The sequence below is a fragment of the Halobacillus halophilus DSM 2266 genome, assembly GCF_000284515.1.
Lineage (GTDB): Bacteria > Bacillota > Bacilli > Bacillales > Halobacillaceae > Halobacillus > Halobacillus halophilus.
Window position 1 is genome coordinate 1,646,865 of sequence record NC_017668.1, and the last position, 23,660, is coordinate 1,670,524.

Here is a 23,660-nt window from a genome sequence, read left to right on the forward strand (position 1 = left end):
TATGATGAAGAAAATTATTAAGAATGGAATCATTGTCACAGCAGCCGATACGTATAAAGCGGATATTATGGTCGAAAATGAAAAAATTGTATTGATTGGACAGGATCTGTCGGATTCTTCAGCTGAGATTATCGATGCGAAAGGCAACTATGTCTTTCCAGGAGGGGTGGATCCTCATACCCATTTAGAAATGCCGTTCGGCGGCACGGTGAGTAAGGATGATTTTGAGACAGGCACGATTGCTGCAGCCCATGGCGGAACGACGACGGTGATTGATTTCTGTCTAACAAATAAAGGGAAGCCGCTTCAGGATTCGATCGATCAATGGCACGCGAAATCACGCGATAAATCCGTCATTGATTACAGCTTCCATTTGATGATCAGTGAAATGAATGACAGCGTACTGGAGCAGCTGCCAAGCGTCATTGAGGATGAAGGAATTACCTCTTTTAAAGTATTTATGGCTTATAAAAATGTCTTTCAGGCCGATGATGAGACTTTATTCCGCACGCTGGAAGAAGCGAAAAGACTCGGCGCTCTCGTCATGGTGCACGCCGAGAACGGGGACGTCATTGATCACTTAGTAAAAAAAGCGCTTGAAAAAGGACAGACCGACCCGATCTATCATGCATTAACTCGTCCACCTGAAGCGGAAGGAGAAGCGACTGGCCGTGCCGCTCAATTAACCGGACTCGCGAACTCGCAGCTTTATGTGGTACACGTCTCGTGTGAAAACGCGGTCGAAGAAATTTCAAAAGCGAGGAAGAAAGGCTATCAAGTGATTGGGGAAACGTGTCCACAGTACTTAGTGCTCGATCAAAGCTACTTAGAAAAACCGAATTTTGAAGGAGCCAAATACGTATGGTCTCCGCCTCTACGTGAGAAGAAGCACCAGGACGTGCTATGGAATGCGCTGAAGACAGGTGAGCTGCAGACATTAGGATCGGATCAGTGCTCCTTTGATTTTAAAGGGCAGAAGGATTTAGGAAAAGGTGACTTTACGAAGATTCCAAACGGCGGGCCAATTATCGAAGACCGGGTCAGCCTGCTGTTCTCAGAAGGGGTGAAAAAAGGCAGAATCAGTCTAAACCAGTTTGTGGACATTACTTCCACTCGCATTGCGAAGACATTTGGCATTTTCCCTCAGAAAGGAACGATCAGTGTGGGAGCCGATGCAGACCTGGTCATCTTTGATCCGAATGTCGAGCGTACGATATCGGTTGAAACGAGTCACATGGCCGCTGATTACAATCCTTTTGAAGGAATAAAAGTAACCGGTCAGCCAGTCAGCGTGTTATCACGTGGAGAGTTCGTCATCCGTGATAAGGAGTTTGTCGGAAAAATCGGATCCGGCAACTACCTGAAGCGTGCCCGTTTCGGTGAACTCAAACAGTCCCAGGAAGAACTCTATCAAAACTAGTCCTGCCTTACAGATAACAAGAATCAAGCGACCCGGCTGTTGAACGATAAGGTTCTGTAAAACCTCAAGGTTGATTTTGAAAGTAAAGCTCCCGATACTTGTAGACTCAGTTTCGAGACTTTTGTGAGAATTAGGTCCTTCGGGGGACGATTTCGCTTTCCGTGGGCATGTGGTAAGCTTCCTCAGGCTTCGCCTTCCGGGATCTTACCGCTCATGTCCATCCCAAAGGAGTCTTCATCGTCCCCCTCCGAACCTTGCGAAATAGGGAACTCGAAATCATGTTTAATACACTCTGGTTTATGGTGGAGACTTCTTTAAGAACGAGCTTGTCCACCTGGATGAATCCCGCTATAGAAGGGTTCGTTATTCTAACATGGGTGGGTTGGCGAAGGAAACGACGAGACTCCCACGGGAGAAGGAGCTAGGCGAGACCCCACAGGGAGTGAAGTGAACTGACCCCTTAAAATTGGACACATTCATTAAAATTATCACGCCGATTCTTGAAAGCGGGCTCGATAGGAAATGGGGCTTATTCTGAGCTTCGATTTGATGCGTTTATGATTATAATAATGGATATATTCCTCTAATTCTTGTTTGAAATGGGCCACACTTTCAAATTCTCTTAAATAAAGGAATTCCGATTTCATGATACCGAAAAAGTTCTCCATAACGGCGTTATCATGACAATTCCCTTTTCTGGACATGCTTTGGGTAACTTGATGGTCTTTCAATTTCTTTCGATAGGGAGCCATTTGGTAATGCCATCCCTGGTCGGAGTGCATAACCAGTTCATCCGATGGATGAAGGCGTTCAAATGCTTGGTCTAACATGTTGTTCACCAAGGAATAGGTGGGTCTGGAACCAATTGTGTACGTGATGATTTCTCCATTGAATAGATCTAAGACAGGGGAAAGATAAAGCTTCTCGCCAAATAGCTTGAACTCCGTAATGTCTGTCACCCATTTCTGATTCGGCTGATCCGCCTTGAAATTCCGATTTAAGATGTTTGGAGCCGTTTGACCAACTTTCCCTTTATAAGAACGATATTTCTTCATTTTCACCGTAGACTGAAGCCCCAGTTCTTTCATAAGACGATAGACTTTTTTATGGTTCACTTCATGACCTAGATTACGAAGCTCATTTTCAATGCGGCGATAGCCGTAGCGACCTTTATGTTCTTTAAAAATGGAGGTGATAAGCTCCTTTAATGGTCGGTCCGTTTTTGGCTCGAGTTGCTTTTCTTTCCAATGGTAATAGGTACTTCTAGGGATATCAGCTATTTCCGTCAGCTGTTTAACTGGAAAATGAAACCTTAACTCATCGATTACTTGCGCTTGTTCTTCTTTCGAGATGCTTTCTTTTTTTGAGCTAAGGTCTCTAACTTTTTTAAGTATTCATTTTCCATCCGTAAGCGTTCATTCTCTTTCTTTAAGGCTTCATAAGAATCCATTGAATCTTCTTTCTTCTTATGAGACGTCATCTGTGTTGGCCCCTTCCTTGTAGATTCAAGGGCTTCTTTTCCGCCTTCCAGCCACTTCTTACGCCATCGGCGTACCATGGAGAAATCGGGGATGTGAAACATAGCGGAAGCTTCTCGAATCGAATATTCTTCTTCCTCTATACGTTGAATTACTTTCAGTTTAAAGGCAGCTGAATAGTTTGTATAGGGGAAGTCGAAGGCTTCACTACCATGATATTCGGATAATTTCACCCAATAACGGATGGAAGAACTATCCACTCCAAACTCTTTTTCTAAGTCACGGAAACTGACATTTTCCGTGAGATAACGTTGGACGATCAGGTACTTTTCTTGAGAAGTAAGTTTAGACATATGTTGGGTCCCTCCTAAGTTTCATAAGGTGTCCAACATTTGGGGGTCATTACAAAGCGACTGAGGAGGCTTGCCAGTTCCCCCGTAGGAAAGCGAGTTGTTTCCGTAGCCAGCCCTCTCTATATTAGCAACGGACCAAAGATATCTCGAAACTGCGTCTTCCACTATAAAGCCCGATTGTTTAATAATCTTATGAAAAATCAACAACAGTATTTCACAGAGGGCTGCTTTACAATTCCCATGTATCATAATAGGAGGATTCCATATCTATGGATAAAAAAGATAATCATTTAAAGTCTCCGGACCTCATGCCTATTCCTCACCACGAAAAGAAAATCGGCACCCTCGGATTTACATTTATGTGGATTGGAATGGCTGTTGTACTCGCCGCCTTTGCGATTGGCGGAGCAGGCGTCCAATCCATTTCCCTCATCTGGGTGGTACTCGGAACGCTGCTTGGGACCCTGTTAATAGGGTTCGCCATCACGCTGACCGCAGATATCGGCATTGAACACGGTATTTCCTTTCCCGTTTACATGAGAGCTCCTTTTGGAACCCTTGGAACCCACTTCCCTTCCGTAGTCAGAGGGCTGGCTGCATCGATGTGGTTTGGGATCAACACGTTTTTTGGCTCTACAGCTATTAATGGAATCTTAAATATCTTAACGGGTTTTGATAACTGGTTTGTCTGCTACGTCCTTTTTGCCTTATTCCAATTATTTAATACAGCGCTTGGGATTAAAGCCGTAGAGAAATTCGCCGATCTAGCAGCCCCGATCATTATTTTAATCGGTATCTGGATGTATTTTAATCTGGCCGGTGAAGCTTCAGCTCAGAACAAGGATATATGGGGATGGGTTGAGAGCCCTGTTACAGGGGGAGCAGCCTTCACGGCTTTTGTCATTGTCGTTGTGAGTAACATGGGATACTGGGCAACACTTGCGGCCGATATTTCGTCCATTTCCCGGTTTATTAAAGCGCCCAAGCATGAAAGAAACTGGGTAAAACGGAATAAGGGAGCTTTGGTTGGAAGCCTGGTCGGTCTGCCGCTGACACAGACCTTCATTGTCGTTCTTGGCGCAGTCTCGTATATTGCCGTATCGAACTTTGACCCGGTTGTCGCCCTTCAGGAATCGGCCAGCGGATTAGTCTTAGGTATTCTTCTATTAATGATTGTGCTGGCGCAGTGGTCCACCAACGTCTCCGCTAATATCGTGCCGGCGGCGACCATCTTCTCGAATGTCGGCGGACCTAAGCTTCCTTTCTGGGCCGGGGTGTTTATTGCCGGTTTGATTGGAACAGTCATTCAGCCATGGAGTATCTTCAATCTGCTGATTCCGGTCTTACTTATTGCGGCTGCTATCCTCTCCGTGATCGTCGGAATTATTTTCGCCGATTATTACCTTTTGAGAAAACGGAGAATGAATGTCCACGATTTATATAAAAGTGGAGGGCAGTACCGGTACGATGGCGGTATCAACTGGGCGGGCGTCATTTCCTGGGCAATAGGCAGTGTCGCCGCTTACACGTTCAGTACCTATTCCTTCTTTGTAGGATTTGGAGTCGGTGCTCTTCTTTACTACTTGCTTGCAAAACACTGGTATTTCAAAAAACATCCGCAGGCAGAGATTGAAAACCCGAGTGATGAAGAATACCTGGGCATAACGGTCGGACGTGACTGGAATATCGGGGAAGGCTTTGCGGAAGAGAAAATTGGCCGGAAAACAGGAACAGAATCAGCCCCGGCTAAAGTCGATGTTTAACGAGGAGGAGAATGATGTCAACTTATCAGGAGTTTGAAATCGAACGTGAAAAAATAGACTTTTTATTAGAAAAGGGTTACACCATTAAAGGTGTGACAGAGAATTTGAGCGGGGCATTTGTAGAGTTTGAGTACAAGGGAAATGATCCGGAAAAAAGTAAAAAAGAGCGGCTGCATATACTTCATCCAGACTCTCGTAAATACTTTTCTACTATTTTAGTTCAGCAGCAACGACAAAAACAAGTTCAATAGAAGGACTGTTAGAGGATGAGCTTAGGCTCATCCTCTTATATTTGTTAAATTTTCTCACAATTAGTTAGATTTTTCTGGTGCTTTGTAGTACGTTTGAAGAGGGGTATTTCTATGAAGTATCGCATATCACTAGAGAACATATTGGATCGAAAGCTTTTTGCTTCAGCGAAAGTCGTAGCTGGTCAAAAGGGGATGGACCGCCAAGTAAAGTGGGTTCACGTGTTTGAAACGATCGAAGTCCGAGGCAATTTGAAGGGCGGCGAATTAGTATTAGCAACAGGGTTTGGGTGGAAAGATGATGAAAGCCTGTTTCTGAATTTATTGGAACAAATGATTCAGCGGAACGTAGCGGGAATCTGCATAGAACTGGGAAGCTTCATTGATCACATATCGGAAGAAGCGATCCAGCTTGCTGATAAGCACGACTTTCCGATTATTATTTTTGAAGAAGAAGTTTCATTCGTGGACATTACTCAGGACATTCATGCGCACTTAATTAATCAACAATATGAATTAATCACGAATTTAGAAGACTACTCTCAACGCTTAAATAAGCGCCTGTTAAAGATTGATAACTATTTCGAAATTCTAAAAAACTTACAGCAATATGTGAACTGCCAGTTGATTTACATTGCAAAAGATCACAGGATCGTTACGATTCCAGCTATGAGAGAAAAAGAGAGGGAATCCATGCTTGCCAGTATCCAGAATTCCTCATCGAAACAACTGGTCAAACAGACCGTACAAGTATTTGAAAGGGAGTTTGCGACCATTTACTTAATATCCAGCTGCCGGGAATTCACTGAATTTGAATCCCTCCTTCTGGATCGTACAGCAACGGCTTTGGCCCAGTATTTATTGCGGGAACTCTACACAGAGGAAAAACGGAAGGCCAGGGAAACCGAATGGCTTCTTGAATGGCTGCAAGGTGAGCATAGTCCTGAAGAGATTAAAGACCACTTATCCTTTTACAAAATCCATCAGCCGGTTTCAGGAGCTGTCGTCCTGACGGTAAAATTAAAAATGGCAGAAGGCCGTGATAACAATTTAGACCTGGCGTACTTGAATATGCTGATTCATAACATTTTTGATCAAAATGGATATTTCGTTTTTGCCGTCGAAAAGCGTCATTTATTAACCTTTATTCTGCTCAATAAAAAAGGGGAAGAAGATTGGAAGATTAGAATTAAACGAGGAATTGAGCGATTGAAGAAAATCAGTCTGCTCAATGATTCAAGCATTGATTCGTTTCAAATAGCCGGAGGTAAATTTGTCAGGGAACTAAATCTTCTGCACGAGAGTTTTCAAACGGCTCAGGAAACCTTGTCGATTCAGAATAAAATGCCGGCTGGCCACTTTAAATATTTTTATGAGGATATGCACATGTATCGGCTGATCTCGCTCGTACATAAACATAGCAACTTAAACGGACTGGTGGAGGAGTATTTAGAGCCGATCATTCAATATGATCAGAAGCACAATGCGAACTTATTAGAAACCTTAAGGGTTTATTTATCCTGCAATGGGTCCAAAAAAGAAACAGCGGACAGAGTTTTCGTCGTTCGCCAAACCTTATATCACCGGCTTGAGAAACTGGAAAAACTGTTAGGATCCGACTTCATGGAATCGGAAAAAAGACAGGTCCTTGAGTTTGCACTGCTCGCCAATGAGTATCAAAAAACCATTTACAGCTAACAACTTTTTCTATTCACACTTATAGACAGGTGTTCACTTATTCTGACATGGAATAAGTGTTTTTTTATGGACGCAAATCCACGTGGAGAAGGAGAAAACATCTATATAATAGAAGAAACTCGGTTCAATCCGCTTTGTAGTCATTGTGTGAAAGGATCGTTTTAACCATTTGACACAATGTCTAATGAAAGTTATTTGTATATGTTAGATAATTAAGATAATTCAAAATATTACCTTATATTTTCTAAATCAAGGGGGTACCTCCGTTGACAAAAGCTGATGTGAAGAACGATCTGCTGACAAAAGACGAAAAATATGTATGGCATTCGATGAAACCTTATAAACCTGAGGATACAATGGTAGCCAAAAGTGCGAAAGGTTCCTGGATTACGGATGTAGAAGGGAACCGTTATCTTGACGCTATGTCGGGATTGTGGTGTGTCAATATTGGATATGGAAGAGAAGAATTAGCTCAGGCTGCTTTCGAGCAAATGAAAGAATTATCCTATATGCCGATGACACAGAGTCATGTATCCGCGATTCAATTAGGAGAAAAAATTAATCAACTTTTAGGTGATGACTATGTCATTTTCTTTTCCAACAGCGGGTCGGAAGCGAATGAAGCGGCCTTTAAAATGGTCCGGCAGTACCATCAGCAAAAAGGGGATTATTACCGTACCAAATTTATATCCAGGTACCGGGCGTATCATGGAAACTCTACCAGCTCGCTCGCTGCGACGGGGCAGGCTCAGCGCAAGTATAAATATGAGCCGCTGGGTCCGGGTTTCCTGCACGTAGCTCCGCCCGATGAATATCGGAATGATCACAGTGAGAAGGATCAGTGGGGAGCGCAGGATATCGACCGCGTGATGACGTGGGAACATAGTGAATCCATCGCCGGGGTCATTATGGAACCGATCATTACGGGGGGAGGCGTAATTGTTCCGCCAGAGCAATATATGAAAGAAGTAAAAGCCGTATGTGAACGGCACGGCGCCCTTATGATCGTGGATGAAGTCATCTGTGGGTTTGGCCGGACAGGCAAGCCATTTGGATTTATGAATTATGACGTCAAACCGGATATCATCACAATGGCTAAAGGAATTACAAGCGCCTACCTGCCGCTTTCTGCAACCGCAGTTAAAAGAGAGGTTTATGAAGCCTTTTGCGGCAGCGAACCGTATGATTTTTTCCGCCATATCAATACGTTCGGCGGTCACCCGGCAGCCTGTGCGGTTGCGCTTAAGAATATCGAGATTATGGAAAAAGAAAATCTGTTCGACCGATCCAGGGCGCTTGGAGAAGCCGCGAGAAATGAACTCCGTCACCGTCTTGGGGCTCATAAGTATGTGGGAGATATACGTGGCAAAGGCCTTTTGATGGGAATTGAACTCGTGGAGGATAAAGAGACAAAGGAGCCGCTCGAAGTGAGCAAAGTCAACCAGGTGATTGGCTATTGCAAAGACCAGGGCATTTTAATAGGTAAGAACGGGATGACGGTGGCTGGGTATAATAACGTTCTCACTCTGTCGCCCCCGCTCACCATCGAGGAAGAAGACATGCAATTGTTGCTCAACACCTTGGTCGATGCACTCCATCAGTTGTAGATAGAGAAGGAGAGAGAACGGATGAAGATTGGGATTCCAAGAGAAATAAAGAATCATGAAAATCGGGTGGCCATCACCCCTGCTGGGGCTGCGAATCTTATAAAGGAAGGCCACGAAGTTGTGTTGGAGAAAGGGGCTGGGGAAGGCTCAGGTTTTACGGATCATGATTATGCTCAGGTGGGTGTAACGATCGTGGATACAGCGGCTGAAGCCTGGGAAACTCAGATGGTGATGAAGGTAAAAGAACCAATCGCAGAAGAGTATCACTACTTTTATAAAGGGTTGATTCTATTTACCTTTCTTCATCTGGCCGCGGATGAGAAGCTTACTAGAGCCCTGAGCGAGAAAAAGGTCGTAGCGATCGCTTATGAGACGGTGCAATTAACCGACGGCACGCTGCCACTTTTGACTCCCATGAGTGAAGTGGCTGGACGCATGGCCGCACAAAAAGGCGCTCAATACTTAGAAAAGCCAAGCAGTGGGAAAGGCATTTTGCTTGGTGGTGTTCCCGGTGTAAAAAGAGGTAAGGTGACGATTATTGGCGGAGGAGTCGTAGGCACAAATGCAGCGAAAATTGCCGTCGGCTTCGGGGCCGATGTTACGATGATAGACTTAAATCCCGAACGGATCCGTCAGCTCGATGATCTGTTTGGTTCTTCGATCAATACATTAATGTCCAATCCATTAAACATAGGGGAAGCGGTTCGGGAAGCCGATCTGGTCATAGGAGCGGTCTTGCTTCCAGGAGCAAAGGCCCCGCGCCTTGTTACAGAAGAGATGGTTCAAGCTATGAGGCAGGGGTCCGTAATTATTGATGTAGCTGTGGATCAGGGAGGTATCGTCGAGACGGTGGATCACGTAACCACGCATGACGATCCGATTTATATAAAGTATGGAGTGGTGCACTACGCGGTAGGAAATATGCCGGGGGCTGTTCCCCGGACTTCAACAATGGCGCTGACGAATGTGACGATTCCTTACGCTATCCAGATCGCCAATAAGGGCCATGAGCGAGCGTGTCTTGAAAATGAAGCGTTGTTAAAAGGGCTGAATGTGGTGAATGGCTATGTAACGTATAAAGAAGTGGCTGAAGTCCACGAGCTGAGCTTTATGGATGGAGCGAATGCGTTGCGGACTAAGAGGTACGCAGAGAAGTTTGTTTAACCCATTGTAAATCACTGGCGGATCTATTCAACATAGTGGAATGGAGAAGTACGTTTGAAGGAAAGCTGTCTTAAAATATACGAATTTAAAAAAGCTCAGAGTAAATTTACTCTGAGCTTTTTTACGTAAGACTCTGTTAAAATTCCGTGTTGATATTAAGGTAAAGCTCCCTTTTCTGTAAGACTCAGTTTCGAGATAACTCGGGTCCGTTGCCAAGAAAGGATGAGGGCGGCTACAGAAACAACTCGCTTTCCTGCGGGGGAACTGGCAAGCCTCCTCAGTCGTTAACACTCCTTGTGGGGTCTCGCCTAGCTCCTTCTCCCGCGGGAGTCTCGTAGTTTCCTCCGCCACCCCGGCCATTTCATGTGAACGGACCCCTGCTAATAGGAAAAACGGGAAACCTGAAATCGTCCTAAATGCTTCTATAGCGGCGTTTATCCCCCTGGACAGACTCGGAATTAACGTTGATCACAGGTTATTTTTCCTCATATGGAGGTATATACGTAGAGGATTTTGAGCGCTTAATAATCGCAAAGGGGCGGAAGGGAACGGTGAAGACTCCTGCGGGATGCACATGATCGGTGAGATCCCGGAAGGCGAAGCCTGAGGAAGCTCACCACATGCCCGCGGAAAGCGAGCCGTTCCCTGGAGACCCTTTCTCTACAAAATATCTCGAAACTGAGTCTTACAGATAACGGCCCTATTGTGTAATAAGCCTCTTATGAAAAATTAACAATAAACTTTAACAGAACCTTATGTTCAGATATTCAAACAATTATTTGAATGAAAAGGTTGACTCTTTTGATGTATGGAGCATACACTATAAACAAACATTCAAACAATTATTAGAATGAAGGTGGAAGTTGTGAGTGAAAAAATAGTGAAAAAAGTTGAAAAAGATACATGCGATACGTTTTGTTACGATGAAGAGCTCGTAGAACGCGTCCAGCCTAAAATGGATGATGTACTGGGAGTCGAACTTATATTCAAAGCTTTATCCGATTCAACCCGGTTAAAGATTGCTTACGCGTTAACGCTAGAAGAAGAATTGTGTGTCTGCGATGTTGCCAATATTATACGTTCAACAAACGCTACCGCCTCGCACCATTTACGCTTACTACGAAACATGGGGTTAGCGAAATATCGAAAAGAAGGAAAGCTGGTCTTTTATTCATTAGCAGATGAACATGTGCATCAGCTGGTAAACATTGCGATGACACATGCCCATGAAAAATAAAGAAAGTAAAGGATGAAGAAGAATGGAGGCAGCTATATGAGTCAGATAGAAAAACAGCAAGAAAGCAGCTGCTGTTCAAACGAGAGCACTTCGCCTGTAAACGGGGAAAGCGGAACAGTTGTTAAAGAAACGGAACCAACATCGTGCTGCAGTAGAGAAAGTGATAAATCAGTTCAATCAACTGAAAGTGCAACGTGCTGTAGTAAAGAAGGTGATGAAGCTGTTCAATTAAAGGAACCAACATCGTGCTGCAGTAAAGAAAATGGAGCAGCTATTGAAGAAGCAGCATCTGAAACGTCCAGCTGCTGCAGCAATAGTACCTCTAATGACGAGAGCCAGGAAACACATACAGGAAAGTCATCCCTTTCGCGTTCCTCCGGAATAACCGTTTTTAACGTCTCTGGGATGGACTGTCCTTCCTGCGCCGCCACCATTGAAAAAAGTCTGGGGCAGCAGGATGGTTTTCAAACCGTGGAAGTTCATTATGGAACTGGGAAGCTGAAGGTGGAGGCAAGAGACGAGGAAGCCTTACAGGAAGTTCCCATCCTTGTACGGAAACTAGGCTTCGAAGCTGAAAGGGTCCAGGATAAAAAGAATACTCAAACCTATCTTATTGAAGGAATGGATTGTGGTTCCTGCGCAAAAACCATTGAAAAACATCTGGGCAGTCAGTCGCGGGTGAATGAAGTAAGTGTAAACTTTTCTACGGGTAAGATGCAGATTGATCATAATACTTCATCAGAAGAAATCATTCAGGAAGTAGGGAAATCAGGTTTTACAGCTTCTCTGGAAACCTCAAGAAAAACAGAAGATAATGAAACAAAGAAGAAACCCAAGGATATAAGAACCACCGTTTCCGGGGTTTTACTGGCTTTAGGTTTTATAAGTTCCTTTACGAATCTTCCTGCTTTGCTGATCACACTGCTCTATGCAGGTTCCATTGTAATCGGAGGCTACAAGCCGGCTCGAAGTGCGTTTTATTCCATAAAAAGCCGGTCATTGGATATGAACGTTCTAATGGCATCTGCCGCTATAGGTGCTGCCCTTATTGGTGAATGGTTTGAAGGTGCGATGGTTGTCTGGCTGTTTGCGCTTGGGAACACGCTCCAAAACAGATCCATTGAGCGAACGAGGGATTCTATACGAAGTCTCATTAATCTTGCTCCATCTGAAGCTACTGTAAAGGTAGGAAACGAGTGGGTAAGGAAACCAGTTGAGAGTATTTCCATTCAGGACAGAATTCTCGTTAAACCAGGAGAGAAATTGCCTCTCGATGGGGAAGTCGTTGCAGGTTCATCAAGCATCAATCAGGCCCCGATTACGGGAGAGTCTCTTCCTGTGGATAAACATGAGGGCGATACCGTTTTTGCGGGAACGATTAATGAGCACGGCTCTCTTGAGATCCGCGTAACCAAACTGGTAGAAGATACAACGATTGCAGGGATTATTCATCTCGTAGAAGAGGCTCAGGAGAAAAAAGCTCCAACTCAAGCCTTCGTGGATCGTTTCGCCAGAGTGTACACGCCGATTGTTTTCAGTCTGGCGCTGCTTGTGATGGTGCTTCCGCCTCTTGCCGGCTTCGGAAGCTTTGGCGAATGGGTATATAAAGGTCTTGCTCTGCTGGTAGTTGCGTGTCCATGTGCTCTCGTCATATCTACTCCCGTCGCGATTGTTTCAGCGATTGGAAATGCAGCCAAGAACGGAGTGTTAATTAAGGGAGGAACCTTCCTTGAGAAAGCAGGAGCTGTTCAGGCGATAGCTTTTGATAAAACCGGAACATTAACAGAAGGAAAACCGAGAGTTTCTCAAGTATTTGCATTGAACGATCAGACTGACGAGCTCCTCCGTATGGCTCATACCATCGAAACTCACTCGACTCATCCTATTGCTAAAGCGATTACGGCTTATGCAGAAGAAAGAGAAATCAGTGTAAAAGACGGCTTGAATTACCAGGCGATTGCAGGAAAAGGCGCGAAAGCCACTATTGATGGCGTCGACTACTTTGCCGGAAACCCCAAACTTTTCGAAGAGATGGAGATTCCACTGGATAAAATTCGTGATCATATTCATTCCATTCAGCATGAGGGCGGATCGATCGTCATCGTAGGTACTCGCACAGAGATTATTGGTGTGATAGGCGTAGCGGACACAATTCGAGAGATCACGCTCGACTCTATTCAGAAACTGAAAAGCACAGGGCTGAAAGAAATGGTTATGCTGACAGGGGATAATGAAGGAACAGCTAAAAAGGTTGCCGATTCAGCAGGGGTAGACCGCTACTTTTCAGACTTGATGCCCGAAGAAAAAGTAACGGCTGTTAAAAAGCTGCAGGCAGAAGGAAAAAGTGTAGCGATGGTTGGAGATGGAATTAACGATGCACCGGCGCTTGCCACAGCTGATCTCGGCATTGCCATGGGCGGTGCAGGGACAGATACAGCTATGGAAACGGCCGATATTGTTTTAATGGCTGATAATTTAGAAAAACTGCCCTATACCATCAAGTTAAGCCGGCGTTCCTTAAAGATTATTAAACAGAATGTGTGGTTCTCTTTAATTACGAAATTTGCAGCACTGCTGTTAATCTTCCCGGGCTTCTTGACCTTATGGATGGCGGTTTTAAGTGATACAGGAGCGGCTCTGGTGGTTATTTTAAACAGCATGAGATTATTAAGACAGAAATAGAGAGGGAAGCCTCTCTATTTTTTTGGCTCTAGAATATTTGTTGGGGTAGATAAAAAATTTGGTATAAAAAAACACGCAAGCTCCAATCTTTACTACACTTGAATTGTCGAGAAACAAGCAGTAAAGGAGTTGCGTGTACGTGTATTCTAACATGCCCATACCAGGACTACAAAAGGCGATAATAAAGAAAAGTGAAGAAGTAGAAGGGGGATTTCATCTTCATGTGGAATTGCCGAGAAAGAATCACAGGTGTAAGGATTGCGGAGAATGGACCGATCGCATCCACGACTACAGAATACAGAAAATCCAACACCTTAAAATCTTTGAACGTACCACCTCCCTCTTCTACCGAAAACGTCGTTACCGTTGTAGGTGCGGGAAACGATTTTTTGAAGATAACGACCTGGTTGAGCGGTATCAGCGTCACTCGAAGGAGTGGAACCAGGCCTTAGGCCTTCGAGTCATTCAGGGAAAGAACTTCAAAGATACAGCTGACTTATTTCGTACTTCTCCAACCACAGTTATGCGCCGCTTTGATGAGTTGGCCATGCCTATGTTGGAGAAGGTGGAAACCCTTCCGCCTGTGATTGCGATTGATGAATACAAAGGAGATACGAGTGCAGGAAAGTACCAAGTCGTCATTGCCGACGGAGACACCGGTCAACTCTTGGATATTCTTCCGGATCGTTCCGTGGATACCGTGCGAGATTATCTTCGCGAGAAGGGATCGGAGGTCGAGATGGTGATTATGGATATGAGTCACGCCTTCAAATCGGCCGTCCAAAAAGCCTTGGGCAGCCCTATCATTGTGGCTGATCGTTTTCACTTCTGTCGCTACATCTACTGGGCTCTCGAACGAGTGAGAAGGCGTGTTCAGAAAGAATTTCATCATTACGATAGGAAGCAGTGTAAGCGAAAAAAGCATGTCTTTTATAAGCGTGAAGAGAACTTAACGGAAAGGCAACGCTGGCATCTAGAACGCTACCTAAGCATGTCGGAAGACATGCGTACCTCCTATGAATTGAAGGAATCTTTTAGAGAATGGTTTGAGAGAGCGAAGAACATTGGAGTTGAACAACCGTCTCAGGTTAAGAAAGAGTTACATAACTTCTATAAGCAGGTAGAAAAAGCAGGTGTATGGGAGTTTATGCAGGGGATTAATACTTTGAAGAATTGGCAGAAAGAAATCTTGAATAGCTTTACTTTCAATTATAGCAATGGATTCGTGGAGGGACTAAACAATCAGACGAAGGTTATTAAACGAAATGCCTTTGGTTTCAGGAGATATGATCGTCTTCGATTGAAGGTCCTCCTTCATCATCAATACAAACATATAAGAAATTTTCAAGTTGGTTAAGGGGCAGGAGCTTGCCTCCTACCCCAACAATTGACTTAGAACCATTTTTTTGTGAGGAATTTGAAACGGAATTTTCATTCAAACGTATGAAAAGTTGAACCTGATCGGTAACTTAGGAAGGTTATGCGTTAAGAGTATTCTTACTAAATTGTAGAAGAGAAGTGGAAAAAGAAGAGAAAATAGCCAATATTACTAAACTGAATTTTGGCTTAGTTCTAGCCTGGAAAACGTGAACCAACTTAATTATAGAAACGGATACATAAGTATAAGAATGGGCAGGAGTATTAAATAAGGGCAAGGGGGCTGCCAAATGCTGAAAAGAAAGATGTTCTTCCTTATTGGAACTTTATCTATTATTTTGATGGGTTGTTCCCTGAAAGAAGGAACGTTTATACAAGGGGACATCACAGAAATTAACCATGAAAGTCAATGTTGACGCATGGACAACAGTTAGCAATGAAGGATCTGCTAAAGAGTCATATGAATTCGAAAAGAAGCCTGATGTTCAAACTATACGAGTTCCCAATCCAAATGAATATGAGGAAGGGCAGAAAGTTGAGGTGAAGGTGATCAAAAATTATGAGAAAGATGTCTGGGATATAGATAGATTAAAATTTGAAGTGGAAAAGATAAATTAAAATAAGAAAAAAAGCCTGCAGAATAAAAGGTTACTCTGCAAGCTTCGAAGGAAAGGAAATTGTCGTGGTATTTAACACGTTTCTTCATCGATTAGTTTCTGGATTTTCTCTTTAATGGATTCTTTAGGCTGTTGAATCAACCGCCAATTCAACACGATCGCGTCCTCGCCTTTTTTCCCTAATCGGGCGGCATCTTCTTCAGATGAAATCGTTCTGGAATGAAGATCGGAGAATTTTTTTTCGGATTTTTCCCTTAACCACTCTTTCGCAAGTCCGATCAGTTGTTTACTGACCTCGTCCTCTTTTTCATCTTCAGGGTAGGTGAAAAGGAACTTTCCTTTGTTGAAGGAAAAAGCAAACTCATTTCCTTCCTCCAGGATTAATTGATAAGCGCGTCCTAAATAATTGATTTTCTGTCCGTCTTCCAATGAAAGATGATCGACATGGTACAGGTCGGTATGATGGCTTTCCCATGTTTCTTTCATCCAGGCGGCTTTCTTTTGAAGAAAAGCCTCGATTAATTCAGGTTTTCTTTTCTCGGGAGCGGTAACTTGAGCTCCATTCAATTCATCCATATAAATTTTTACGTAATAAATCGTTGGTTTGGTATGTAAATCATAATGGATCTTTCTATCTTCAATGGTTAACTCCGGCATAGGGACGCCCCTTTCCTAGTGTTCTCTACTATTTTAATAGAGTGCGGCAGAAGCGTCAAAAATACTTGTCGATAGAAAACGTGGAGCCTACTTTTTTAACGAAATTAGCAAGAAGTCCCCTTCCTCAAAAATGCGTTAGCATTTTAGGTGGGGGATGAATTGTTTCTTTTTTTGTTTTTCTTTTGATAATAAAAGACTTTCGAAGAATTTTTTGGTACTATTGAATTACGAACAAACATTCTGTTGAGAGGAGGTAATTTGATATGGTCAAAAAGAACAAAGCTTTCAAATTCAAAACAGAACCAAATTTTGAGCAACTAAACTTAATTAAAAGAACCTTCGGTTCTGCCCGCTTTATATTCAACAAAATGCTGGATGACCGCATTTTAGCTTATGAAGATTACAAAAATGACCAAAGCGAACTGAAGAAAATGAAGTTTCCAACGCCAGCGAAATACAAAAAAGAATATCCTTTTTTGAAAGAAGTGGATAGTCTTGCTTTGGCCAACACTCAAATGAACCTGGATAAAGCTTATAAGGCTTTTTTTACTGGTCAAAATAAATTCCCAAAACACAAAAGCCGTAAAGCTCGTAAGAGCTATACGACAAATGTGGTTAACGGAAATATTATGGTCCAGGATGGCTATATCAAATTACCGAAACTCAAATGGGTGAAGTTGAAACAACATAGACAAATACCTGAAGGAAGCAAGTTGAAATCGGTCACGGTTTCAATGTCTGCGACAGGTAAAATTTATGTTTCTATTCTTACTGAATACGAAGTTGAACCTAAAGAGGTTCAACCAGAAAATATTATTGGTCTAGATTATTCTATGAAGGAATTGTTTGTAGCAAACGAAGGCACGAGAGCCAAGTACCCTCGTTTCTACCGTCAATCAGAGGATAGACTAGCCAAAGAGCAGCGCGTGTTATCACGCAGAAAGAAAGGCTCGAACCGTTGGTTCAAGCAGAAAAATAAAGTAGCGAAGCTACATGAAAAAGTAGCAAACCAACGCAAAGATTTCTGCCACAAGTGGAGCCGTAATTTAGCTGATAACTTTGATGCCATAGCTATTGAAGACCTTAACATGAAAGATATGTCTAAGGCTCTTAAATTCGGCAAAAGCGTGCACGATAACGGATGGGGAATGTTCGCCTCATTTCTTTCTTACAAGCTCGAAGAGCTTGGAAAGAAGCTTGTCAAGGTCGGCAAATGGTTCCCATCCTCTAAAACGTGCTCCAAATGCGGTGGTATTGATAAACAACTAACAATGAGCATACGAACTTACAAATGCGCTTGTGGCCACGTTCAAGACCGCGATGTGAACGCGGCTATTAACATAAAAGTAGAAGGAAAAAGGCTCCTTTCGGAGCATCAGTAATCCTAATTTCCATAATATAAACCGTTGGGACAATGGGGTTAGCTCGGCAAATTTGGTTGGCTACTAGAAGCAACTACGACCCGAGAAGCCCCCACTTCAAATTTCGTTAGTAATTAAGTGGTGGGTAGTTCACAGGGTCACAGGCTTTTTCCGTCTGAATGATCTTCAGGCAGAAGATGGTTAACGTTTTTGAAAAAGGTTTACTTTCTGAAAATGATTGAGGGGCTTTCCATATGTACTCAAATAACTGTTTTATGACTTTTTCGATTCGATAAACTTCTGTTATATATCGATGAATCAAATTATAGAGGTAGTGGACGTATTTAAAGTAATAATAAATCTTGGTTCATAGGGTTTTCCTCTTGGGTATTTATACTTATTACTAAAGATACCCGTTTATATTTATCTGAAACCATTTAACCGGACAATCGTACTAAGAAGATTGGAAGGAGGATAAAATGCCAGAATGGTTTAATATTCAAATACAAGACAGGTTCGAATTTTTATCAACGAGTCACATGATCATGCTCGCAATTCTTTTTTCAGGAATCGCTTTATTGCTGATTTTTCACCAGACTCTTCAAAAGAATGACAGGCTCCAGCAAATCATCAGATGGACATTATTCGTGCTGCTGCTGGGTGGCGAAATTGGCCAGACGATCTGGGGGCTTGCAAACCATAACTGGAATATGGAAGATCATGCTCCGCTTCACTTATGCGGAATTGCTTCCATACTTGGGATGGTGGCTCTGCTTTTTTATCGTCACAAGGTCATACAAATTCTTTATTTCATTGGCATTATTCCGCCGATCGTAACATTGTTAACGCCAGAGGTGTTTTACTCGTTTCCACACTTTCGTTTTTTGAAATTTTTTCTGCACCATATGGCTTTAGCCTGGACCGGCATATTTTTAATTCTGGTTAGTTCTGCACGAGTCACCTTCCGATCGCTCCTTATGATGTTCGGTTATTTAAATCTTTATGCTGTATTTATATTTTTTCTTAACCGGCAAATCGGGACGAATTATTTGTTTCTGGCAGGCACGCCTGATGTGAGTACGCCGCTTGATGCGCTTGGGGAAGGGGTATGGTACTACGTGAATTTAGAACTCTTCTGTTTTGGATTATTCTTAGGGATGTATGGGTTATATCGTTTTATTTCACTCGGGCGAAATTGGAAAAAGAGGTCGGGGTTAAAAGAAGAAAAGTATCATTATCTATAGGTACAGATTGAATAATTACATATAAAAGAAGCCGCATCTAAGACCCGACCTTAGATGCGGCTTGTTTTTAATGCTGTACTTCCGTTTCCTTCAGTTCGTACAACGGAACTTCCTGGAACACATTTGGCTGATCCACGGGGTGAATTCTTGCGGTTTCACTTCTCTCAATAACCTCTTCGATGTAAATCGGTCGGTCCTCATGGGTGACCGCAATCATTTCAGGGGAGTGGAAAATTTCTTTAGCGCGTTCTTTATTCATGAGCAGCATCCTCCTTTTTTATATCTCTAATGTTTGCATCAAACGTCAGAGCTATTCTCTAAAGAGGTGTTTTCCTGCGTAACTATCGTAATATTTCTTGAAGAATCGGGTCCTGATCCAGAAAATCCAATGCTTTACGCTGGTATTTCTTTTCATGTAAATACGTGTACCGGTGCGGCTTGATTTCTGGACTGTTTTCAATGGCCATTTTGAAATCCGCTTTCTTCACTTCCAGCGTTTTTATATGATCAAAAAAGCCTGTCCGTGTAAACACTTTTTGCATCCGGTCGGCACGATGTTCCTGTACATTTGCCATAATATAAGTCGCAATCCCCACCTGGATTCCGTGCATGTGAGGGTGTTCAGCGTACTTATCGAGCGCATGGGAAATCAGATGCTCCGAGCCGCTTATGGGTGCGCTGTTTCCACTGATAATGGTGGCCACTCCGCCCATTGTTAACGAACTGACGAGCTCTTTTAAAAAAGTAGGATCCTGGATGTCATGCATAGGAGTGCGAACAAAGCTGTTCACCGCTTTCTTACTGAGCATGGACGCAAAAGCGTTCACCCGGCTCACGCCCTGACGATCTTCGAATTCCCAGTCGTAAAGGGCTGTAATATTGGACATTAAGTCTCCTACGCCAGCCAAAATAAAAGGGGAAGGGGCGTTTTGAATAATGTCAAGATCGGCAATGATGCCATACGGAACTTTGGCAGGGACCGTCGTTTTCTTTCCTTCAATCATTAAGGAGCAATTACTGCTCGCAAATCCATCGTTGGAGGCTGACGTTGGAATGCTGATAAAAGGAGTCTGGCGGGAAAAGGCCATATATTTTCCGCAGTCAATCACAGCACCTCCGCCCACCGCAACGATCGCGTCATACATTTTTATGGAAAAAGCCTGTTTAATCAGATCATGGACTTCGGCATGGGGCTGCATAAGGACTGTATCCACTTTGGTAGTAGAAAGAGAATCTTTGATGTTTGCCTCCCATTGATCCATCGTAAATGAATCAAACAACATCAGGATATTTTCAAATCCATGGCGGTCAAAAATGTCCTGAAGATTGTAAATGATGCCGCTCTTAATTTCCAGAATAGCTGGAATTGGGATATTTGTAATGGGATTAGTCATGCGACAAATACCCTTTTTTCTCTAAATCAGCCTGGATGTCCTGAAAGGTTGCCACAGGAGTGAAGGCGATATTTTTTTCGCTTAGAATTTCCTGCAGAGCATCTTTCGCAAAGGTGGCATCGGCATAGACAGCTGGATGTGAATCGGGCTCGCTGTCGCCGGCGAAGTGAACAGTTTCGTATTCCTGTTTCAGCTCTTGAATCACTTTGGATTTGTCGATGCCGTAGCGTTCCGAATGATGCCGGTGGGAAGGATCCATGTTTAAATGAACATTTTGGTCCTCATAATATCCTTCATTAGAAAAAACGGTCACATTCTGAATGTTGTATTCTTTTAAAATGTGATGAATGTAGTAATCGGTTCCCGCACTTAAAATATAAAAGTCTCCGCCATTGTTCTGTACGTGCTGAATGAAAGCCGGCACATACTCATCAATCGGAATATTGAGAATATCCTCAATAATCTGCTCCTCATGCTGATTGATGGATGTGAAGATCGAGCGTAAAAATTCGATGTCCTTCATCTGACCTGCTTTCCACTTCTTAAAAAGGTCTCTGCCTTCCGGATAGTATTTCTCAATGATCACCCAGTAAAAGTCTTTATTTGAAATCGTACCATCAAAATCTGAAACGAATGCCCATTTCTTCATCGTTCATCCCTCCACTGTCGTTTTCTATAGTGTAACAAAATTTTCAGCATATTGATGGATTGAAAACGCTTCATGTAAGGCAGAAAAACGAATCTTTATAAGGAGATGAAGAGAAAATTCATATGGGATAAAGATGATCATACACCTTTGTCTAATTGGATAGCTTGTATGATAAATGCCGTTCTCAATTCTATTATTTTCCATAGATTATATAGAGAGAGGAGGTGTAAGAATGCCTGTTATTTCAACAAAAGGGCTGATCTACACGGTCAAACCTGGTGACACTCTATTTTCAATTGCCAGTCGTTTTGGCAGCACAGTAGCTGCGATCGAAAATGCTAACCACTTATATCCGCCTGTGACAGACCGAGGATTCATTTACCCGGATGATGTTTTAGTCATCCCTACTTCAACATCCACTCCGATCTTGTCCCATATCGTGACGAACGGGGATACACTATCAGCTATCGCCCAAACGTTTGACGCTCACGTTGATCTTCTTACGGGAGTGAACAATGTTTCGAATCCCAACGTAATTAATGTAGGGCAGAACCTGCTTGTTCCAGCGTTCACTTATAGGATTGTCAGTGGTGATTCGCTGTATTCCATTGCGAGGCGATTTGGGGTGAGTATGGCTGACATTGAAGAAGCGAATGCCGATCGGCCTGGTTTTCAAGGAGATGTGATCTGGCCGGATTATCACCTTATTATTCCGATCCCGACTTCCAGGAATATTTTTGTGATCCGTCCCCTGCCTGGTTCCACCTTTAACAGCGGAGATAAAGTAGAAGGTTACGCGAGAGTATTTGAGGCGGTCGTGACTTATCAACTGAGGGACAGTAATGGCGTAGTCGTGTCTAATGAACGCTTCACTATGACCGATCAAGGTGGCCCTGCTTACGGATTTTTCAGTAGTACCGTTTCTTTTGACCGACAGCCTACATCAGCTTCGGGAGAGTTGTGGGTCTATAGTCGAAGTGCTAAAGATGGCAGTATTCAGGATTTAGTGAAAATTAAAGTAAACTTCTAATAAATAGACAGTCTTCTCTAGCGGGAGGAGGCTGTTTTTTTGTGCAGACTTTGATTATTTAGAAAATTCACTTTGGGTATCTATCTTCACAAAGAATAGTAAGGTATATTTTTAGTATATTAAAAAATAATGGAATGGTTTTTAAAATTAGAACTTGCTCAGTATAATGGACAAAATTTTTTCTCATCCGCGGCAGTTTCTTAATTTTATCGTGAGAGGAGAAGAGCATATGAAAAAAGCAGGATGGATTGTAGTGTTTGCTTTGATACTAGGAGGGATAGGAACATTGTTCTCCTTTCAGGCTACGAAATCAATAGAAGATGAAAAGCTGCAAGTACATAAGGAAGAAGCCTTTACGGCGAGTGAAATTCAAGACATCCATGTAGATACTTCATCAGCTGATATCCAATTTGTCGAAGGAAAAAGCAATCAAATTGAAGTGACCCTAAGTGGCTATGCTCGGAAATGGAAAGAGTATTCGTATGAAGTTGAAGAGGAAGAAGGCGAGTTAAACGTAAACCTTAAAAAGAAAAGCAATGGACTTGGATTTTCTTTTGGTTTTGTCAGAGGAGATGACTTAGAATTACTCGTCAAAGTACCGAAGCAGAAACTGGAAGTAGTAAATATAGGCACCTCGTCATCTGAAGTAACACTTCGTGATCTTCAAGTAAGTCAGCTGATCGCTGCCACAAGTTCAGGTGATATTGAAGTATCCAGTCTGGAAGTTGACGAACAGTTGAACCTCCATTCTTCCAGTGGAAGTGTAATGATGACGAACATCAAAGGGTCAGACGCTGAGGTCGAACTGAAAACAAGCAGCGGAGATATAGAAGGAAAAGGGCTGCTGTTTAATGAAATGAAAGCTCAATCTTCCTCAGGAAATGTTGATGTATCGCATGAAAGTCTGGCGGGAAATCTAACTGCGCATACATCAAGCGGTGATGTCACATTTTTGTTTGAAGAAGAACCTCAATCATTTATTCTGGACTACCAATCAAGTTCAGGTGAAGAACGCATTCAACTGGATGGTATTCATTATGAAAGAAGAGCAGAGCATGAGGTGAAAGGCTATAAAGGAGAACAGAAGTATCAAATTCTTGTGGAAACGAGCTCAGGAGATTTTACCTTAAACTAAACGATATTTATATAAGAGAGTTATTACGCTATCCGGCCGGATTGCGTAAGACTCAGTTTCGAGATATCTTGGGTCCGTAGCCAAAAATAGATAAGGGTGGCTACAGAAACAACTCGCTTTCCTGCGGGGGAACTGGCAAGCCTCCTCGTTCGTTTCACTCCCTGTGGGGTCTCGCCTAGCTCCTTCTCCCGCGGGAGTCTCCTTGTTTCCTGCGCCACCTTATGATTGAAGAGTGAACGGCCCCTTCTATAGGCGATAGAGGGGTGCTTGAGTCCCCTCAAATCCTTCTATAGCGGAAATTTTCCACTCTACAATTTCATTGTTATAGGTTTACCTCCATCATAAACCGGCGCGTTTGGAACAGATTTCGCTCCATGTATCGCAAGGTCCGGAGGGGAACGATGAAGACCCCTGCGGGATGAACATGATCGGTGAGCTCCAGCAGGGCTGTAAGCCTGAGGAAGCTCCGCGCAGAAGAGATTCGACTAAGAACACCACGTCGTGTGGCAAGGTCGAACGACCCTGCGTCGTGCAGGGCCGGAAAGC

General features: G+C 43.1%; 20 protein-coding genes. 15 read left to right on the forward strand and 5 right to left on the reverse strand.

Annotation, left to right across the window (positions count from 1 at the left end):
• Positions 1-4: 4 nt before the first annotated feature.
• Complete coding sequence (gene hydA / locus HBHAL_RS08155) at positions 5-1,420, forward strand: dihydropyrimidinase (protein WP_014642890.1); 1,416 nt, start codon at positions 5-7, stop codon at positions 1,418-1,420.
• 488 nt (positions 1,421-1,908) lie between these two features.
• Here the strand turns inward: hydA and HBHAL_RS20810 are convergent.
• Positions 1,909-3,251, reverse strand: a protein-coding gene (locus tag HBHAL_RS20810) for an IS3-like element ISHaha3 family transposase (RefSeq protein WP_087946061.1) whose coding sequence is annotated in 2 segments (ribosomal slippage) — positions 1,909-2,810 and positions 2,810-3,251 — 1,344 coding nt in all. Because the reading frame shifts where the segments join, the coding sequence is not laid out codon by codon here.
• Between the two features lie 269 nt (positions 3,252-3,520).
• Here HBHAL_RS20810 and HBHAL_RS08170 point away from each other — a divergent pair.
• The 10 genes from HBHAL_RS08170 to HBHAL_RS08215 all read left to right on the forward strand — a co-directional run bounded on the left by HBHAL_RS08170 (position 3,521) and on the right by HBHAL_RS08215 (position 15,645).
• Positions 3,521-5,014 (forward strand): NCS1 family transporter, encoded by a 1,494-nt coding sequence (locus HBHAL_RS08170; protein WP_014642892.1) that lies wholly within the window; start codon positions 3,521-3,523, stop codon positions 5,012-5,014.
• A 14-nt stretch (positions 5,015-5,028) separates the two neighbouring features.
• Positions 5,029-5,265, forward strand: a complete 237-nt coding sequence (locus HBHAL_RS08175) for a hypothetical protein (protein ID WP_041601286.1) — start codon at positions 5,029-5,031, stop codon at positions 5,263-5,265.
• Positions 5,266-5,376: 111 nt separating this feature from the next.
• Entirely contained in the window at positions 5,377-6,960 is a 1,584-nt protein-coding gene (locus tag HBHAL_RS08180) for a PucR family transcriptional regulator (RefSeq protein WP_014642894.1), read from the forward strand.
• A 266-nt stretch (positions 6,961-7,226) separates the two neighbouring features.
• Positions 7,227-8,567 carry an aspartate aminotransferase family protein gene (locus tag HBHAL_RS08185; RefSeq protein WP_014642895.1) on the forward strand — a complete coding sequence of 447 codons (1,341 nt, stop codon included), beginning with the start codon at positions 7,227-7,229 and terminating at the stop codon, positions 8,565-8,567.
• A gap of 21 nt (positions 8,568-8,588) precedes the next feature.
• Positions 8,589-9,731 (forward strand): alanine dehydrogenase, encoded by a 1,143-nt coding sequence (ald, locus tag HBHAL_RS08190; RefSeq protein WP_014642896.1) that lies wholly within the window; start codon positions 8,589-8,591, stop codon positions 9,729-9,731.
• 850 nt (positions 9,732-10,581) lie between these two features.
• A complete protein-coding gene (locus HBHAL_RS08200; protein WP_145956026.1) occupies positions 10,582-10,968 on the forward strand; it encodes an ArsR/SmtB family transcription factor in 387 nt (128 codons plus the stop codon).
• A 36-nt stretch (positions 10,969-11,004) separates the two neighbouring features.
• On the forward strand, positions 11,005-13,650 hold the full coding sequence (locus HBHAL_RS08205) for a heavy metal translocating P-type ATPase (protein ID WP_014642898.1): 2,646 nt from the start codon (positions 11,005-11,007) through the stop codon (positions 13,648-13,650).
• 133 nt (positions 13,651-13,783) lie between these two features.
• Complete coding sequence (locus tag HBHAL_RS08210) at positions 13,784-15,007, forward strand: ISL3-like element ISHaha2 family transposase (RefSeq protein ID WP_014642899.1); 1,224 nt, start codon at positions 13,784-13,786, stop codon at positions 15,005-15,007.
• 310 nt (positions 15,008-15,317) lie between these two features.
• Positions 15,318-15,443 (forward strand): hypothetical protein, encoded by a 126-nt coding sequence (locus HBHAL_RS21965; RefSeq protein WP_014642900.1) that lies wholly within the window; start codon positions 15,318-15,320, stop codon positions 15,441-15,443.
• A complete protein-coding gene (locus tag HBHAL_RS08215) occupies positions 15,427-15,645 on the forward strand; it encodes a hypothetical protein (protein WP_014642901.1) in 219 nt (72 codons plus the stop codon). Before HBHAL_RS21965 ends, HBHAL_RS08215 begins: the two co-directional genes overlap by 17 nt.
• Before the next feature lie 71 nt (positions 15,646-15,716).
• Here HBHAL_RS08215 and HBHAL_RS08220 read toward each other — a convergent pair whose 3' ends face one another.
• Complete coding sequence (locus HBHAL_RS08220; protein WP_014642902.1) at positions 15,717-16,301, reverse strand: YgjP-like metallopeptidase domain-containing protein; 585 nt, start codon at positions 16,299-16,301, stop codon at positions 15,717-15,719.
• Positions 16,302-16,564: 263 nt separating this feature from the next.
• Here HBHAL_RS08220 and HBHAL_RS08225 point away from each other — a divergent pair, with 263 nt between their 5' ends.
• Together HBHAL_RS08225 and HBHAL_RS08230 are read left to right on the forward strand one after the other, a co-directional pair.
• Complete coding sequence (locus HBHAL_RS08225; RefSeq protein WP_014642903.1) at positions 16,565-17,683, forward strand: RNA-guided endonuclease InsQ/TnpB family protein; 1,119 nt, start codon at positions 16,565-16,567, stop codon at positions 17,681-17,683.
• Positions 17,684-18,141: 458 nt separating this feature from the next.
• Entirely contained in the window at positions 18,142-18,906 is a 765-nt protein-coding gene (locus tag HBHAL_RS08230; protein ID WP_014642905.1) for a YwaF family protein, read from the forward strand.
• A gap of 67 nt (positions 18,907-18,973) precedes the next feature.
• Here HBHAL_RS08230 and HBHAL_RS08235 read toward each other — a convergent pair whose 3' ends face one another.
• The 3 genes from HBHAL_RS08235 to HBHAL_RS08245 form a co-directional block, all read right to left on the reverse strand.
• Positions 18,974-19,165 carry an H-type small acid-soluble spore protein gene (locus HBHAL_RS08235; RefSeq protein ID WP_041601289.1) on the reverse strand — a complete coding sequence of 64 codons (192 nt, stop codon included), beginning with the start codon at positions 19,163-19,165 and terminating at the stop codon, positions 18,974-18,976.
• A gap of 82 nt (positions 19,166-19,247) precedes the next feature.
• Positions 19,248-20,300 (reverse strand): iron-containing alcohol dehydrogenase family protein, encoded by a 1,053-nt coding sequence (locus HBHAL_RS08240; RefSeq protein WP_014642907.1) that lies wholly within the window; start codon positions 20,298-20,300, stop codon positions 19,248-19,250.
• Positions 20,293-20,949: an MtnX-like HAD-IB family phosphatase gene (locus HBHAL_RS08245; RefSeq protein ID WP_014642908.1), complete on the reverse strand. Its 657-nt coding sequence runs from the start codon at positions 20,947-20,949 to the stop codon at positions 20,293-20,295. Before HBHAL_RS08245 ends, HBHAL_RS08240 begins: the two co-directional genes overlap by 8 nt.
• A gap of 232 nt (positions 20,950-21,181) precedes the next feature.
• On the opposite strand from HBHAL_RS08245, the gene HBHAL_RS08250 reads away from it, so the two are divergent.
• Both HBHAL_RS08250 and HBHAL_RS08255 read left to right on the forward strand, forming a co-directional pair.
• Complete coding sequence (locus HBHAL_RS08250; protein WP_014642909.1) at positions 21,182-21,979, forward strand: LysM peptidoglycan-binding domain-containing protein; 798 nt, start codon at positions 21,182-21,184, stop codon at positions 21,977-21,979.
• 229 nt (positions 21,980-22,208) lie between these two features.
• Positions 22,209-23,114 (forward strand): DUF4097 family beta strand repeat-containing protein, encoded by a 906-nt coding sequence (locus tag HBHAL_RS08255; protein ID WP_014642910.1) that lies wholly within the window; start codon positions 22,209-22,211, stop codon positions 23,112-23,114.
• The last annotated feature ends 546 nt before the right edge of the window (positions 23,115-23,660 follow it).

Excerpts from the sequence above, each read along its gene's own strand:
- hydA (WP_014642890.1), top strand. The coding sequence starts at position 5 with ATGAAGAAAATTATTAAGAATGGAATCATTGTCACAGCAGCCGATACG.
- HBHAL_RS08170 (WP_014642892.1), top strand. The coding sequence starts at position 3,521 with ATGGATAAAAAAGATAATCATTTAAAGTCTCCGGACCTCATGCCTATT.
- HBHAL_RS08175 (WP_041601286.1), top strand. The coding sequence starts at position 5,029 with ATGTCAACTTATCAGGAGTTTGAAATCGAACGTGAAAAAATAGACTTT.
- HBHAL_RS08180 (WP_014642894.1), top strand. The coding sequence starts at position 5,377 with ATGAAGTATCGCATATCACTAGAGAACATATTGGATCGAAAGCTTTTT.
- ald (WP_014642896.1), top strand. The coding sequence starts at position 8,589 with ATGAAGATTGGGATTCCAAGAGAAATAAAGAATCATGAAAATCGGGTG.
- HBHAL_RS08200 (WP_145956026.1), top strand. The coding sequence starts at position 10,582 with ATGAAGGTGGAAGTTGTGAGTGAAAAAATAGTGAAAAAAGTTGAAAAA.
- HBHAL_RS08205 (WP_014642898.1), top strand. The coding sequence starts at position 11,005 with ATGAGTCAGATAGAAAAACAGCAAGAAAGCAGCTGCTGTTCAAACGAG.
- HBHAL_RS21965 (WP_014642900.1), top strand. The coding sequence starts at position 15,318 with ATGCTGAAAAGAAAGATGTTCTTCCTTATTGGAACTTTATCTATTATT.
- HBHAL_RS08215 (WP_014642901.1), top strand. The coding sequence starts at position 15,427 with ATGAAAGTCAATGTTGACGCATGGACAACAGTTAGCAATGAAGGATCT.
- HBHAL_RS08220 (WP_014642902.1), bottom strand. The coding sequence starts at position 16,301 with ATGCCGGAGTTAACCATTGAAGATAGAAAGATCCATTATGATTTACAT.
- HBHAL_RS08225 (WP_014642903.1), top strand. The coding sequence starts at position 16,565 with ATGGTCAAAAAGAACAAAGCTTTCAAATTCAAAACAGAACCAAATTTT.
- HBHAL_RS08230 (WP_014642905.1), top strand. The coding sequence starts at position 18,142 with ATGCCAGAATGGTTTAATATTCAAATACAAGACAGGTTCGAATTTTTA.
- HBHAL_RS08235 (WP_041601289.1), bottom strand. The coding sequence starts at position 19,165 with ATGAATAAAGAACGCGCTAAAGAAATTTTCCACTCCCCTGAAATGATT.
- HBHAL_RS08240 (WP_014642907.1), bottom strand. The coding sequence starts at position 20,300 with ATGACTAATCCCATTACAAATATCCCAATTCCAGCTATTCTGGAAATT.
- HBHAL_RS08245 (WP_014642908.1), bottom strand. The coding sequence starts at position 20,949 with ATGAAGAAATGGGCATTCGTTTCAGATTTTGATGGTACGATTTCAAAT.
- HBHAL_RS08250 (WP_014642909.1), top strand. The coding sequence starts at position 21,182 with ATGCCTGTTATTTCAACAAAAGGGCTGATCTACACGGTCAAACCTGGT.
- HBHAL_RS08255 (WP_014642910.1), top strand. The coding sequence starts at position 22,209 with ATGAAAAAAGCAGGATGGATTGTAGTGTTTGCTTTGATACTAGGAGGG.